11 protein-coding genes are annotated in these 15,822 nt (G+C 38.2%); all 11 read left to right on the top strand.

The window, feature by feature from the left end:
- Positions 1-5 precede the first annotated feature (5 nt).
- Positions 6-2,849, top strand: a complete 2,844-nt coding sequence (uvrA, locus tag NXS11_RS10635; RefSeq protein WP_259201100.1) for an excinuclease ABC subunit UvrA — start codon at positions 6-8, stop codon at positions 2,847-2,849.
- 3 nt (positions 2,850-2,852) lie between these two features.
- Entirely contained in the window at positions 2,853-3,209 is a 357-nt protein-coding gene (locus NXS11_RS10630; protein ID WP_259201098.1) for an SHOCT-like domain-containing protein, read from the top strand.
- Between the two features lie 362 nt (positions 3,210-3,571).
- Positions 3,572-4,516 (top strand): HPr(Ser) kinase/phosphatase, encoded by a 945-nt coding sequence (gene hprK / locus NXS11_RS10625; RefSeq protein WP_259201095.1) that lies wholly within the window; start codon positions 3,572-3,574, stop codon positions 4,514-4,516.
- Positions 4,513-5,355 (top strand): prolipoprotein diacylglyceryl transferase, encoded by an 843-nt coding sequence (lgt, locus tag NXS11_RS10620; RefSeq protein ID WP_259201092.1) that lies wholly within the window; start codon positions 4,513-4,515, stop codon positions 5,353-5,355. The genes hprK and lgt overlap by 4 nt, the downstream gene beginning before the upstream one ends.
- Position 5,356: 1 nt before the next feature.
- The gene (locus tag NXS11_RS10615) at positions 5,357-5,842 is read left to right on the top strand and encodes an acyltransferase (protein WP_259201091.1); all 486 of its coding nucleotides are present in this window, start codon (positions 5,357-5,359) and stop codon (positions 5,840-5,842) included.
- Between the two features lie 12 nt (positions 5,843-5,854).
- Positions 5,855-7,294, top strand: coding sequence for a tetratricopeptide repeat protein (locus tag NXS11_RS10610; RefSeq protein ID WP_259201086.1), 1,440 nt, complete (start codon positions 5,855-5,857; stop codon positions 7,292-7,294).
- 62 nt (positions 7,295-7,356) lie between these two features.
- Positions 7,357-8,289, top strand: a complete 933-nt coding sequence (gene trxB / locus NXS11_RS10605; protein ID WP_259201085.1) for a thioredoxin-disulfide reductase — start codon at positions 7,357-7,359, stop codon at positions 8,287-8,289.
- 169 nt (positions 8,290-8,458) lie between these two features.
- Positions 8,459-9,373 carry an RNase adapter RapZ gene (rapZ, locus tag NXS11_RS10600; protein WP_259201082.1) on the top strand — a complete coding sequence of 305 codons (915 nt, stop codon included), beginning with the start codon at positions 8,459-8,461 and terminating at the stop codon, positions 9,371-9,373.
- Positions 9,370-10,362 (top strand): gluconeogenesis morphogenetic factor MgfK, encoded by a 993-nt coding sequence (gene mgfK, locus NXS11_RS10595; RefSeq protein WP_259201081.1) that lies wholly within the window; start codon positions 9,370-9,372, stop codon positions 10,360-10,362. The genes rapZ and mgfK overlap by 4 nt, the downstream gene beginning before the upstream one ends.
- Positions 10,363-10,394: 32 nt before the next feature.
- Entirely contained in the window at positions 10,395-11,339 is a 945-nt protein-coding gene (gene whiA, locus NXS11_RS10590; protein WP_259201078.1) for a DNA-binding protein WhiA, read from the top strand.
- 345 nt (positions 11,340-11,684) lie between these two features.
- Positions 11,685-15,822, top strand: a 4,138-nt coding sequence (locus tag NXS11_RS10585) for an SdrD B-like domain-containing protein (protein ID WP_373319408.1), incomplete at its 3' end; no start/stop codon positions are given.

Raw genomic sequence — 15,822 nt, 5'->3', positions numbered from 1 at the left:
CATAGATGAAAGGACCATCAATAGTAGTCAAAGGGGCGCGTGCCCATAATTTAAAAAATGTAGATATAGAATTGCCTAAAGATAAGTTTATTGTAATGACGGGGTTATCTGGTTCAGGCAAGTCATCACTGGCGTTCGATACGATTTATGCTGAAGGGCAAAGACGTTATGTGGAGTCATTGAGTGCTTATGCCCGCCAATTTTTAGGGCAGATGGATAAACCGGATGTCGACACGATTGAAGGATTGTCACCTGCTATCTCAATCGATCAGAAAACAACGAGTAAAAACCCACGTTCTACAGTCGCAACTGTCACAGAAATTTATGATTATATTCGCTTACTTTATGCGCGTATTGGGAAGCCGATTTGTCCAGAGCATGGGATTGAGATTGAGTCACAAACGGTTCAACAGATGGCAGATCGCATTATGGCATTGGAAGCGCGCACTAAAATTCAATTATTAGCACCAGTTGTTAGCCATCGCAAAGGAACGCATGAAAAATTGTTAGCGGATATTAGTAAAAAAGGCTATGTGCGCGTGCGTTTGAACGGTGAGATTATGGATATTACCGACGTGCCTGCACTCGACAAAAATAAAAACCATACAATTGAGATTGTAGTGGATCGCCTTGTTGTTAAACCAGGGATTGAAACCCGTCTGGCAGATTCGATTGAAACCGTACTAGCATTATCAGAAGGTCGTCTCGTTGTTGATGTTATCGATGGTGAGCCACTTGAATTCTCTGAAAAGCACGCATGCCCTATTTGTGGCTTTACGATTGGAGAATTGGAACCGAGAATGTTTAGTTTTAACAGTCCATTCGGTGCGTGTCCGACATGTGATGGTTTAGGTCAAAAACTGACTGTAGACGTGGATCTTGTAGTACCTGATCGTACAAAAACATTGGCAGAAGGTGCGATTTTACCTTGGGAGCCTAAGAGCTCAGATTTTTATCCAACACTGTTAAAACGTGTGTGTGAAGTGTATAAAATTAACATGGATAAGCCATTCGGTAAGTTAACAGAACGTCAACAAAATATTATTTTATATGGTTCAGGCACTAAAGAGCTCACGTTCACATTTAATGCACGTTCAGGTGAAAAACGTAAACGTACGATGCCTTTTGAAGGGGTTGTTCCAAATATTGAACGCCGTTTTAATGAGTCTCCATCAGAGTATACGCGCGAAATGATGCGTAAATATTTGGCAGAACAGCCATGTGAGAAGTGTCATGGTCAACGTCTCAGCAAGGAAGCTTTGTCTGTTTATGTAGCGGGCAAAAATATTGGCGAAGTTGTGTCGCAATCAATTCGTGAAGCACTTGAATACTATGAAAATATCGAGTTGTCTGAACAAGATGCACAAATTGCGCGTTTAATTTTGAAAGAAATTTCTGCGCGTTTAACATTCTTAAATAACGTTGGTTTGGACTATTTAACGTTAAATCGTGCTTCAGGTACGCTATCGGGTGGCGAAGCGCAACGTATTCGATTAGCAACACAAATTGGGTCACGTTTATCTGGTGTCTTATATGTGTTGGACGAACCGTCAATTGGCTTACATCAGCGCGATAACGACCGCTTAATTCAGACGTTGAAAGAAATGCGTGACTTAGGGAACACCCTTATCGTGGTAGAACATGATGAAGACACAATGTATGAAGCGGACTACCTTGTAGATATTGGACCTGGGGCAGGCGTTCATGGTGGTACTGTTGTTGCGAGCGGTACGCCGAAACAAGTGATGAAAAATAAAAAATCACTGACAGGTCAATATTTAAGTGGTGCGAAGTATGTGCCTGTCCCTGAACATCGCCGTGAAGTGACGGCGCGCAAAATTAGTATTAAAGGTGCACGTAGCAATAACTTAAAAAATATCGATGTCGATTTTCCGTTATCAGTAATGAATGTAGTAACGGGTGTGTCTGGTTCGGGGAAAAGTTCGCTTGTTAATGAAGTGTTGTACAAATCATTGGCGAAAGTGATTAACAAGTCCAAAGTACGTCCTGGTGATCACGATGAGATTACGGGTGTTGAAGAACTGGACAAAATTATTGATATCGACCAATCTCCAATTGGACGAACACCACGTTCAAATCCGGCAACATATACGGGGGTATTTGATGACATTCGTGATGTTTTTGCCTCAACGAATGAAGCGAAAGTACGTGGTTATCAAAAAGGACGTTTCAGCTTTAATGTCAAAGGCGGGCGTTGTGAAGCGTGTAAAGGTGATGGAATTATCAAGATTGAAATGCACTTTTTACCTGATGTTTATGTACCTTGTGAAGTATGTGAAGGTAAACGATATAACCGTGAAACGCTTGAAGTGACATATAAAGGGAAAAATATTGCAGATGTATTAGCGATGACGGTAGAAGATGCAACACAATTTTTTGAAAATATTCCTAAGATTAAACGCAAATTGCAAACTTTGGTAGATGTGGGACTAGGTTACATCACGCTTGGACAACCAGCCACAACATTATCTGGTGGAGAAGCACAGCGCGTGAAGCTTGCATCAGAACTGCATAAGCGTTCAACAGGCCGTTCTATATATATTTTAGATGAGCCAACAACTGGGTTACATGTAGACGATATTCAGCGTTTATTAAAAGTATTGAACAAATTAGTGGAAAATGGTGACACAGTTGTTATTATTGAACATAACCTAGACGTTATCAAAACGGCAGATCATTTGATTGATTTAGGGCCTGAAGGTGGCGATGGTGGTGGTACAATTATAGCAACAGGTACACCGGAAGATATTGCGGAAAACGAACAGTCATATACGGGTAAGTATTTGAAGCGAATTTTAGCACGTGATAAAGCACGTATGGAGGGATAATTTATGAATGCAGCGAAAATAAAGGTGTTAGAACTTTTAGCAGATGGCAAGATTACAGTAGATGAAGCAACATTGCTTTTAGAGGCGATTGGACAGGAGACAGAAACATCTAATCCTAAGACAACAAAGACAGTAGATGAGGAAGAACAGAACGATACAGCTCAGGAAACTCAAACGGCTATTGAAGACTTTGTTCGTGAAGCATTTCAGAATGTGACGGACACTGTGCGCAAAGGTGTTGAGCGTGCAGATGAGCAGTGGAAAAAAACAAAAGCGCATGAGGGTGATGTAACGAATAATCCTTTTCAACAACTTGAGAAGTCATTGCGCGAGATAAGTGAACATTTGAATAAAAGATAAAAAGGTCGTTGGATCTGCAAGCCATTGTTTTGTTATGTAGTTAGTGCTATGTGACAAGGACAATGGCTTTTTGTATTTTTATATGGCAATATATGATATGAATAAAGGAAGGCAGGGCGCTGGGACATTAACAGAAAACGCTATCCAAAGTAAGAAAATATTGTAAAAGGCAGCAGCAGGATAGCGTAACATGTACTTTTTGGATTGTTTACTGCCATTTAGCCTTGCCGAGATAGATTTAGGTGAGGTTGTATAAGATGACTAACTAAATGTGAATCTATTGTTGATTTCTATTATTCCATTCCCTGTTATGGATACAATTTGATATGATAGAGTGGAGCTACATAAAATGAGGTGAAGAGATGTTAACAACTAAAGATGTTGTCACGCGTTTTAATCTGAATGTTGTATCGGGTGAGTCTGGTTTAAACCGTCCGATTCACAATACAGATATATCACGACCAGGCTTGGAAATGGCGGGGTACTTCTCGCATTATTCATCCAATCGTATACAAGTGCTAGGAACGACGGAATTATCTTTTTATAATCTGTTACGTGACGAAGAACGCCAAGGACGTATGCGCAAACTGTGTCGTCCAGATACACCAGCAATTATTATTACACGTGGTCATGAAGCGCCAGAAGAATTGATTCGTGCATCACGAGAAACAGATACACCGTTGTTATATGTTAATGAGGCTACAACACGTGTAATGGGGCGTTTAACAACATATCTTGAGCATGAACTTGCAAACTCAACATCCCTTCATGGTGTTTTGGTAGATGTCTATGGTGTGGGGGTTTTAATTACTGGTGATTCAGGTGTCGGTAAAAGTGAAACTGCCCTTGAGCTTGTGAAACGTGGACATCGACTTGTTGCAGATGACAATGTTGAGATAAAAGAAGTAGTCAAAGATGAATTGATTGGAAAAGCACCAGATATTATTCGACATCTTTTAGAGATTCGTGGTTTAGGTATTATTAATGTAATGACGTTATTCGGTGCGGGCTCCATCTTATTGAAGAAACGTATTCAATTGAACATCAATCTTGAGACATGGCGTGAAGGCAAAATGTATGACCGTGTTGGATTGAATGAAGAGACATTAAGAATTTTAGATACAGATATTACGAAAAAAACGATTCCTATTCGCCCTGGACGTAACGTTGCGGTCATTATTGAAGTTGCCGCAATGAATTACCGTCTGAATGTCATGGGAATTAATACGGCTGAAGAGTTTAATGAGAGGCTTAATGCCGAAATTTTGAAGAATAGTCAGCAACAGAAGCAAGGAGATGAATCATGATGGCTTACATTGATCCAATTGCAATACAGCTAGGCGGGTTATCAGTCAGATGGTATGGTATTATCATTGCGATGGCTATTTTGTTGGGCTATGCGATTGCGCAACAAAGTGCCAGAAAGGTAGGTTTTCAAGAAGATGATTTAGTCAACTTGCTAATCATCTGTGTGGTTGTGGCAGTATTAACCGCACGTATATATTTTGTGCTGTTCCACTTAGATTACTATAGTCAGCATCCGGTTGAAATACCGATGATTTGGCAGGGAGGCATCGCGATACATGGCGGTTTATTGGGTGCTTTTGGTATGGGGATATATTATTGTTATCGGAAGAATTGGCACCCTTTACAACTGGCAGATATTGTGGCACCGAGCATTATCTTGGCACAAGCAATTGGACGTTGGGGAAACTTTATGAATCATGAAGCACATGGTGGTCCAGTAACGAAAGCTTTTCTCGAACAACTTTCATTGCCCAAGTTCATCATTGATGATATGTATATAGATGGTCAATACTATCATCCAACGTTCTTATACGAATCCGTATGGAATATTGTAGGATTTTTGTTATTGATTATGTTGCGACGTCATTTGCGTATTGGCGAGACGTTTGCATTGTATTTAATCTGGTATTCTGTTGGACGTTTCTTTGTGGAAGGATTGCGTACAGATAGTTTGATGTTAACGGAAACCATCCGAGTCGCCCAAGTTATGTCTATCATTTTAATACTTGTCGGTGTTGTTTTAATTGTTGTGCAACGCATGTCTAAAAAAGCAATGTTATACCGCAATGCGCCCGTCTTAACATGGACAGGGCATGCCTATCCAAAGGGGCGTCGATAGTATGACGCGACGTTTAACAACGATACACACATCGGAGCGCAATCCATTATGGTATCTTTATCGTCATATTCGATTTATAAAAATATTTAAAAATACATTGATTATTGAGGTAATGCGCTACGTGCCATTTGTGAGTTGGAAACGTGCGATTTATCGTCATTTATTGAAAATGGACATAGGTGCTGAGACTGCTTTTGCTTTTAAAGCTGTTCCGGACTTGTTGTATCCAGAACGCATCAAGATTGGCAAGCATGTCATCATCGGTTATAATGCTACAATATTGACCCATGAATTCGTAATAGGTGCTTTGCGTGTCGGCGATGTAACAATTGGGGATAATACTTTGATTGGTGCGAATGTGACAATTTTGCCAGGTGTGAAAATTGGTAGCAATGTACGCATTGGTGCTGGCAGTGTTGTTTCCAAAGATGTTCCTGATAATACAACAGCATACGGCGCGCCGTTAAAAATATATCCAAATAAATAGAAAGAGGTGACAATGATGACACAAGCACATAACATTATTCCGTTTAATCAAGATGTGGCACTCTATGAAAAAATAGCAACACAAAAACTACGCCAACAAGCATATGATAAAGCGCGCTATTACCTAGAAAAAGTGTTGGAATTGTCACCTGAACATTTTGAAGCGAGACAACAACTTGCAACATGTTATGAAAAGTTGCGTCATGAACGACAAGCAGAAGCACTCTATTATGATGAGATTAGTGAGGGACGTCATCTTGAAGCATCTTATTATGCATTAAGCCAGTTGAGTATCTCATTGAATGAACCGAACAAAGCCTATTTATTTGGTTTGAACTATGTATTTACTTCAGGTGATATTGCTTATCGAGATGAATTGGAAAGTATGTTTGATGTATCTTATCATGAAGAAGCAGCGTTAAAACAGGAAAGCCAGCTATTTACTGTTCAAGTTATTTTCCAGCATTTATTCGGTGAAGGTCGATTGTTAGAAGCGCGTAGTTATATTTTAAGACAAGAAGCAAAGATTCAAGAGAGCCACATTGTGCGTAATCTATTGGCGATGTGCTATCTCTATTTGAATGAAAATCAGGTGGCAAAAGAAATGTATGAGCGCCTGTTAAGAGAAGATTCATCAGATGTTTATGCATTATGTCATTATACGTTGTTGCTACATAATATGAATGAACATCAATTATTTGAACGCTATGTACAGCGATTGAATAAAATTATGCCAATGAATGACGATGAAACTTTCAAATTAGGCATTGTATTAAGCTATTTGAAACAATATGAAGCTTCACAACAATTGCTTGTGCCACTTCAGCGTAAAGGTAAGTTTCAAACATTTCAATTGTTCAATGCATTATCGGTCAATTATTATTACCTAGGAAATAAAAGCCAAAGCGAATATTTCTGGAATAAGCTATCGATATTTAGTCGGGCGCATGCGGGTTTGCCACCATGGATTGTGGATGAGCATATTACATATTTCGATGAGCATATTGCGCCATTGTTGACGAGTGAAGATCAACATCAACGCTTATATGGTATTTTTTTACTGAATCAATTGAACGGTAAGGAAGTATTGATGACGCAAGATGTGTGGGAAATCTTAGAGACTTTGGGAGACTATGAAAAATTGTATCTTTCTTATCTCATTCAAGGTCTGCACCTCAAAAAATTAGATTTTATTCATCGAGGTATGTTGGTGTTATATGATGAGAAAACCACGCGTGAAGAGTCGGCGCTATATTTAAGTTGGATTTCTTATGCAGAAGGTTTATTAGCAATAAATGTCGATCAAGAGGTGCTAGAACCTTATATTGCGGCAGTTACCTATTTATATTTTAATACGACAGAGCGAAGTCAAAGTATCGCTAACTGTTGTGAGATGTTCAATGTGACGGAGACAAGCGTATTAAAGGCTTTGGATCAATTGATGAGCATATAAGTTTAGACAAATAATTAAATATCGTAAAATAACTATTATTAAAATAAGAGGAGGAACCATCCATGTCAGAACAAGTAAGATATGATGTTGCGATCATTGGTGCAGGACCAGCAGGAATGACTGCAGCTGTTTATGCATCACGCGCTAACTTAAACACAGTGATGATTGAGCGTGGTATGCCAGGAGGTCAGATGGCAAACACTGAAGAGGTAGAGAATTTTCCTGGTTTTGAGATGATTTCTGGACCGGATCTCTCAACGAAAATGTTTGATCACGCTAAAAAGTTTGGTGCAGAATACAAATACGGCGATATTAAAGGAATAGAAGATAAAGGTGACTACAAAGTAATTGATTTAGGTTCAAGCCAAGTCGAAGCGACAGCTGTTATTATTGCAACAGGTGCAGAGTATAAAAAAATAGGTGTACCTGGAGAAGAAGAGCTTGGCGGTCGTGGTGTCAGTTACTGTGCGGTATGTGATGGTGCATTCTTTAAAAATAAAAACGTTTATGTCATCGGTGGTGGTGACTCAGCGGTTGAAGAAGGGACTTTCTTAACAAAATTTGCTGATAAAGTAACGATTGTACACCGTCGTGATCAATTGCGTGCACAAAAAATTCTTCAAGATCGTGCATTTAAAAATGAAAAAATAGACTTCATTTGGAATCATACGCTGAAATCAGTGAATGAAAAAGATGGTAAAGTAGGTTCATTAACACTTGTCTCAACAGAAGACGGTTCAGAACAAACAGTTGAAGCAGATGGTTTATTCGTGTACATTGGCATGAAACCACTGACACAACCATTCTTGAACTTAGGTATCACGAATGACGCAGGGTATATTGTAGCAAATGACGATATGAGTACAGCTGTCAAAGGTATCTATGTTGCTGGGGACGTACGTGAAAAAGGCTTGCGTCAAATTGTTACGGCAACAAGCGATGGTAGCATCGCAGCACAAAGTGTTCAAGCATATATTGAAGCATTGGAAGACTAAGCAATCACTTAATGATATAAATGAAAGATAAAGACTGGACATAACGGGTTCAGTCTTTCCTTATGGGCATAATTATGAAGAATCTCAATCAATTTTGATACAACAGCTACTACTTAGGTCTGTTTTCATGTACACTAAAAGAGACTAAAATGGGATGGTGGTTATATATATGCAAGACGTAGAAAAAAAAGAAACAGTTAAAAGAGAATTGCTAATTGTCACAGGTTTATCAGGTGCAGGAAAGTCTGTTGCAATCCAAAGCTTGGAAGACTTGGGCTATTTCTGTGTTGATAACTTACCACCAATATTGTTGCCTAAATTTATCGAATTGATGGTTGAAGGCACACCATCGTTACAAAAAGTGGCGATCGGGATAGACTTGCGTGGACGAGAATTTTTCCAAAGTTTTGTACAAGAAATTAAAAAGATTCAAGATGATGCAAAAGTTCAAGTGAGTATTTTCTTTGTTGATGCAGAAACTAAAAAATTGATTTCACGATATAAAGAAACACGTCGTCAACATCCATTACAAAAGAAAACAGGCTTGACGTTAGCAGAGGCAATTACAGAAGAGCGTCAATTATTATCAGAAGTCCAAAGCATTGCCAGCTTTACAGTTGATACAACCAAACTAACCGCTAAGCAATTGAAAAAACGCATCGCTGAATACTTCAACCACGCAGAAGATCCATCATTTTCGATTAATGTGACGAGTTTTGGTTTTAAACATGGGATTCAAATTGATGCAGATATTGTATTTGATGTGCGCTTTTTGCCGAATCCCTATTACGTCGAATCATTGCGTCCTTTAACAGGTATGGATGTTTCTGTTTATGATTATGTGATGAAGTGGGAAGAAACGGAAACATTTTATCAAAAATTGCTTGATTTACTTCGCTTTACAATTCCTGGTTATTATAAAGAAGGTAAATCTCAATTGGTCATCGCCATTGGATGTACAGGTGGTCAACATCGATCTGTTGCATTAGCAAAACGATTGGCAGAAGAATTGCAGCAAATATATGACTATAATATCTATGTGTACCATCGTGATGCACACATTGAAAGTGGAGATAAAAAATGAAACAACTCAAATTAGTGCTCATCGGAGGCGGCACAGGCTTATCCGTATTAGCAAGAGGTTTAAGATCGTTTCCAATTGATATTACAGCCATTGTGACTGTCGCAGATGATGGTGGCAGTACTGGCAAAATTCGTCATGAGATGGACATTCCTGCACCGGGCGATGTACGCAATGTTTTAGCTGCATTAAGTGATGCAGAGCCTACTTTAGAACAACTATTTCAATATCGTTTTGAAGAAGGGAAAATTAGTGGTCATTCTTTAGGAAATCTATTAATTGCAGCGATGACAAACATCACACATGACTTTGGACATGCAGTGAAAGAACTTAGCAAAATCCTCAATATTAAAGGGCGTGTCATTCCATCGACTGTGTCCAGCGTTGCCTTGCATGCAGAAATGGAAGATGGCGAGATTGTTGCAGGTGAATCAAATATTCCTAAAAAAAATAAAAGAATCAAACGTGTCTATTTAGAACCGGCAGATGCAGAGCCAATGAATGAAGCTGTTGAAGCATTGCGCGATGCAGACTTGATTGTTCTTGGCCCCGGTTCGCTCTACACCAGCGTTATCTCGACATTATGTGTTAAAGGGATTGGTAAAGCATTAGTCGAAAGCGCCGCAAAAAAATTATACGTTGCGAACATTATGACACAACCGGGTGAAACAGATGATTACACGGTTGTAGATCATATCGATGCCATTCATCAACAGTTGGGAGCGAATGTACTCGATTTTGTAATAGCGAACGAACTCGAATTTGATGATCAAATATTAAAAAAATATGAGGCAAAAGGTGCGAAACCTGTTTTATACAATGAAGGGATATTACAAGAAAGAGGTATTGAGCTCGTGACGGGTAAAGATTTGGCACTTATTTCAGAGAATCATCATGTGCGCCACCGTACGGAAATATTGGCAGAGATGATTTATGAAATAGCACTTCAAGAAATCAGTACAATTGAATTTGACCCAAATCAACTTAAATAGGCAGGACAGTAAAGAGAAAGGATGTCAATGATATGAGCTTTGCATCAGACATGAAAAATGAATTAACAAGAGTTGAAGTGAATAATGAAGATGCCATGGCAGAATTGAGTGCGTTGATTCGCATGAATGGTGCACTAAGCTTGTCTAATCAACAATTTGTCATCAATATTCAAACAGAAAATGCGACAACTGCACGCCGTATTTATTCATTAATAAAAAAAGTTTTTAACGTAGAAGTTGAAATATTAGTGCGCAAAAAAATGAAATTGAAAAAGAATAATATCTATATTTGTCGTATTAAAATGAAGGCACGCGCAATATTAGATGAATTGGGTATTCTTAAAGAAGGTAGTTTTACGCATGATATTGATTCAGCCATGGTAGCAACTGATGATATGCGACGCAGTTATTTAAGAGGGGCATTTCTAGCAGGCGGTTCTGTGAATAATCCAGAAACTTCCTCATATCATTTAGAAATTTTCTCATTATACGAAAGTCATTCGGAAGGTTTGACAGAGTTAATGAATAGCTATGGCTTGAATGCGAAAAAACTAGAGCGTAAAAAAGGATGGATAACGTACTTAAAAGAAGCGGAACGTATCGCTGAATTTTTAAGCTTAATTGGTGGTTATCAAGCATTGTTAAAATTTGAAGACGTGCGCATTGTCCGTGATATGCGCAATTCCGTGAACCGGCTAGTCAATTGTGAGACGGCTAATCTGAATAAGACAGTCAGTGCTGCTATGAAACAAGTTAAAAATATTGAATTAATAGATGAAGAACTGGGGCTAGACAATCTACCAGAACGTTTAAGAGAAATTGCGAAACTTCGAATAGAGAATCAAGATGTTTCATTAAAAGAATTAGGTGAGATGGTAAGTACAGGCACTATTTCTAAATCGGGTGTGAACCATCGCTTGAGAAAACTCAATGAAATCGCTGACAAAATACGCAGTGGTGAACAATTTGAAATTTAATAGGTTATAGATTTTTTAAAGACATAATGACGAAAACGAATGATACAGGTTTTCGTCATTATGTCTTTCTTTTGTTTTAAGAACGATTGATAGTGTAATAGTTCCATTTTATAAAAAGTATTTAATTATTTATATATAATAATGAAGCTTCTGTATAATACTTAAAATAATCAATACAAAATTCTAAAAAGTCTAGGAATAGGATATAAATATAAGGTTTTTATTTATTTTTCGAGAAAAAGCGAAAAAATAATAATATTGTTATTGGTGGATTTACTATTTTAATATATAATATTGGAATAGTAATACATTATTTTTAAAAAGGAGTGTTTAAATTTGAAAAAAATGGATTTCCTTCCTAATCGTCAGAATCGTTACTCCATTAGGAAGTACACGATTGGAACAGCTTCAATCTTAATTGGGGCAACCTTAATTTTTGGTGTTGCGAACGATGAAGCAAAAGCTGAAGAAACTGACACGACAGCTGAAGCCTTATCAGCGTCTGATAATCCAGATGCAGATGGTAAAGCAACAGCTGAGACATCCGTTGATGAAACAGTAGCAAGTGATGAAGAAGTTGAAAAAGTTGCTGAAGAAAGTAGTGAATCAAACGAAGCTACAGAGTCTATAGGTAAAGCGGCAGAAGAAACTGCAACTGAAGAAACTTCTGAAAAAGAGGATGACAATTCATCTGCATCAAATGCTGAAGTAGAATCAGAGAACAACGTACAGCCAGGCAATAAAGTAATTGATATTGAAAATCGCGCTTCACATATCCCAACTTATAGCGCAGATAATACAACAACAGAAGCAAGTGTTAAACCAGCAGATGAAGCCGAGGCGTTATCTTCAATCACTACAACAGGTGTGAGCAGAAATAAAACTGAAAGCACTCCAAATTCCTCGACTAATATTAACAACGAAAATGCACGCCCAGAAGCGATTACACCACGTAGTGCATTTAGAAGTGTAGGTACTGGCAGAACAGCATTCCGTGCAGCAGAGACATCAGGACGTAACGTAAATGACAAAGTAACGATGTCAAACATTAATACAACGATTAAAACATCAAATGGTGGCACAAGGAATGAATTTTGGGTAACAAGTGGTGATTATCTTCAAGTCACTGGTAACTATAAAGTCGACAATGATGTACATGCTGGCGATTATATGACATTTAACTGGGGACGCTACTATCGTCCAGGGGGCTTACATTTACCACCAATAGCAGTTGATTTGTATAGCAATGACGGAAAAGTTGTCGCAAAAGGTTCTTATGACCTAGCAACTAATACGTCAACATACACATTCACAGATTATGTAGATCAATTGGATGATGTAACAGGTAGTTTTAAAATTACAGGCTATGAAAATAAAAAAGAAAATACAATCGATAAAAGAACGTATCCGATTGAATTGAATCTTGCGGGTGAAACGTATAGAAAAGATATTGTGATTGACCATGGTTTAAAACCAGATAGCTACGTTCAAGGGAATGCAAATTATATTGATAGAAAAACAAATGATCAGTATATGACAACATACTTGAATCAACGTCATGACTTATTAGATGCACAAAAATTAGATATTGTGGTTAAAGGATATAAGGTTGATAAGTCGAGTATTCAAGTCTACAAAGTTACAGATAATAGTCAGTTTTTGGCAAATGGTAACCCAGACACAAGTCGATTAGAGAAAGTACGAATTCCTGCTAACGGCATTACAATGAGTGCAGATGGAACCAAAGCAACAATTAATCCATCAGTTATACCTTTCAATAGAAGACAACAGTATATTGTTACGTATAAGCTAATTCGAACAGTCGATGATGCGAAAAGCAGACAAGTTACAAATGAATTACGAAATGTAGCAAAAAACAATCAAATTACGCAATATCACAATTATTATCCTGGCATTTTCAGTGATGTTTCTAATGCTGAAGGTAAACCAATTATCCCAACGCCACCACCACTTTACAAATTAGGTGATTATGTATGGGAAGATACAAATAAAGATGGTATTCAAGATGCGAATGAACGAGGTATCGCGAATGTACCTGTTATCTTGAAAGATGCACAAGGTAATGAACTTAAACGTACAACAACAGATTCAAACGGTAAGTACCTATTTGATGGTTTACAAAAAGGTAACTATATTGTTGAATTTGGTACACCAGCAGGTTATGTGCCAACGCAAGTAGACCAAGGTAGCAACGATGCGACTGACTCAGATGGTTTAAGAGTTAACGTAAACCTTCAAGGTGATAACCTAACAATTGACTCAGGTTTCTACAAAGAACCTAAGTTAAAATTAGGTGACTATGTATGGGAAGATACAAACCGTGACGGTATTCAAGATGCAAATGAACCAGGTATTGCGAATGTCCCAGTTGTTTTACGAGATAGCCAAGGTAGAGAAATTGCGAGAACAACAACAGACAACAATGGACGTTATCTCTTTGATAATCTAGATAAAGGTAGATACACAGTTCAATTTGGTACACCAGACGGTTACATTCCAACAACAGCAAACCAAGGTGGCAATGACGCAATTGACTCAGATGGTTTAACAGTAACTGTAGATCTTCAAAACGATGATCTAACAATCGACTCAGGATTCTACAAAAAACCTAAGTTAAAATTAGGTGACTATGTATGGGAAGATACAAACCGTGACGGCGTTCAAGATATTAACGAACAAGGTATTCCAAATGTCACTGTTGTTCTAAAAGATGCACAAGGCAGAGAAATTGGTCGTACAACAACAGACCAAACTGGACACTACATCTTTGAAAACTTAGATGAAGGTGATTACACAGTTGAATTTGGTACACCAGACGGTTATATGCCAACGCAAGTAGACCAAGGTGGTAACGATGCCCTTGACTCAGATGGTCTAAGAGTTAATGTACATCTTCAAAACAATGATTTAACAATCGACTCAGGATTCTACAAAAAACCTAAGTTAAAATTAGGTGATTATGTATGGGAAGATACTAACAAAGATGGTATTCAAGATGCGAATGAAAAAGGTATCGCAGGCGTAACAGTTGTCTTGAAAGACGACCAAGGTAGAGAAATCTCAAGAACAACAACAGACAACAATGGTAAATACCTATTCGATAACTTAGATGAAGGTAGATACACAGTTGAGTTTGGTACACCAGACGGCTACGTTCCAACGAAAGTAGACCAAGGTAACAACGATGCGACTGACTCAGATGGTTTGAAAGTAGAAGTTGACTTACGTCAAGATGACTTAACAATCGACTCAGGATTCCACAAAAAACCAGTGAAACTTGGAGACTACGTATGGGAAGATACAAACCGTGATGGTATCCAAGACCCAGACGAAAAAGGTATCAGTGGTGTAACAGTTATCTTGAAAGATGACCAAGGTAATGAAATTGGTCGCACAACAACAGATGAAAACGGTGGATATGTCTTCGAAGATTTAGAACCAGGAGACTACACAGTTGAATTCGAAACACCAGAAGGTTACAGACCAACAACACCTAATGCAGGTACAGATGATGAAAAAGACTCAGATGGTCAAGTTGTAAAAGTTAAACTTGATAAAGATGATATGTCAATCGACTCAGGATTCTACAAAGTACCTAAGTTAAAACTTGGAGACTATGTATGGGAAGATACAAATAAAGACGGTATTCAAGATGCGAATGAAAAAGGTATCGCAGACGTAACAGTTGTCTTGAAAGACGACCAAGGTAGAGAAATCGCAAGAACAACAACAGACGAAAACGGTAAATACCTATTCGATAACTTAGATGAAGGTAGATACACAGTTGAGTTTGGTACTCCAGACGGCTACGTTCCAACGCAAGTAGACCAAGGTGGAGACGATGCGACTGACTCAGATGGTTTGAAAGTAGAAGTTGACTTACGTCAAGACGACTTAACAATCGACTCAGGATTCCACAAAAAACCAGTGAAACTTGGAGACTACGTATGGGAAGATACAAACCGTGATGGTATCCAAGATCCAGACGAAAAAGGTATCAGTGGTGTAACAGTTATCTTGAAAGATGACCAAGGTAATGAAATTGGTCGCACAACAACAGATGAAAACGGTGGATATGTCTTCGAAGATTTAGAACCAGGAGACTACACAGTTGAATTCGAAACACCAGAAGGTTACAGACCAACAACACCTAATGCAGGTACAGATGATGAAAAAGACTCAGATGGTCAAGTTGTAAAAGTTAAACTTGATAAAGATGATATGTCAATCGACTCAGGATTCTACAAAGTACCTAAGTTAAAACTTGGAGACTATGTATGGGAAGATACAAATAAAGACGGTATTCAAGATGCGAATGAAAAAGGTATCGCAGATGTAACAGTTGTCTTGAAAAACGAACAAGGTGAAGAAGTAGCTCGTACAACAACAGACGAAAACGGTAAATACCTATTCGATAACTTAGATGAAGGTAAATACACAGTTGAGTTTGAAACACCAGAAG

It is taken from the genome of Staphylococcus americanisciuri (genome assembly GCF_024814435.1).
Lineage (GTDB): Bacteria > Bacillota > Bacilli > Staphylococcales > Staphylococcaceae > Staphylococcus > Staphylococcus americanisciuri.
Note: the sequence above shows the minus strand (reverse complement) of the source record. Positions and strands in the feature narration are given on the sequence as shown.

What these genes read in the sequence shown, in the direction of transcription:
- uvrA (WP_259201100.1), top strand. Translation starts at nt 6, where the DNA reads ATGAAAGGACCATCAATAGTAGTCAAAGGGGCGCGTGCCCATAATTTA.
- NXS11_RS10630 (WP_259201098.1), top strand. Translation starts at nt 2,853, where the DNA reads ATGAATGCAGCGAAAATAAAGGTGTTAGAACTTTTAGCAGATGGCAAG.
- hprK (WP_259201095.1), top strand. Translation starts at nt 3,572, where the DNA reads ATGTTAACAACTAAAGATGTTGTCACGCGTTTTAATCTGAATGTTGTA.
- lgt (WP_259201092.1), top strand. Translation starts at nt 4,513, where the DNA reads ATGATGGCTTACATTGATCCAATTGCAATACAGCTAGGCGGGTTATCA.
- NXS11_RS10615 (WP_259201091.1), top strand. Translation starts at nt 5,357, where the DNA reads ATGACGCGACGTTTAACAACGATACACACATCGGAGCGCAATCCATTA.
- NXS11_RS10610 (WP_259201086.1), top strand. Translation starts at nt 5,855, where the DNA reads ATGATGACACAAGCACATAACATTATTCCGTTTAATCAAGATGTGGCA.
- trxB (WP_259201085.1), top strand. Translation starts at nt 7,357, where the DNA reads ATGTCAGAACAAGTAAGATATGATGTTGCGATCATTGGTGCAGGACCA.
- rapZ (WP_259201082.1), top strand. Translation starts at nt 8,459, where the DNA reads ATGCAAGACGTAGAAAAAAAAGAAACAGTTAAAAGAGAATTGCTAATT.
- mgfK (WP_259201081.1), top strand. Translation starts at nt 9,370, where the DNA reads ATGAAACAACTCAAATTAGTGCTCATCGGAGGCGGCACAGGCTTATCC.
- whiA (WP_259201078.1), top strand. Translation starts at nt 10,395, where the DNA reads ATGAGCTTTGCATCAGACATGAAAAATGAATTAACAAGAGTTGAAGTG.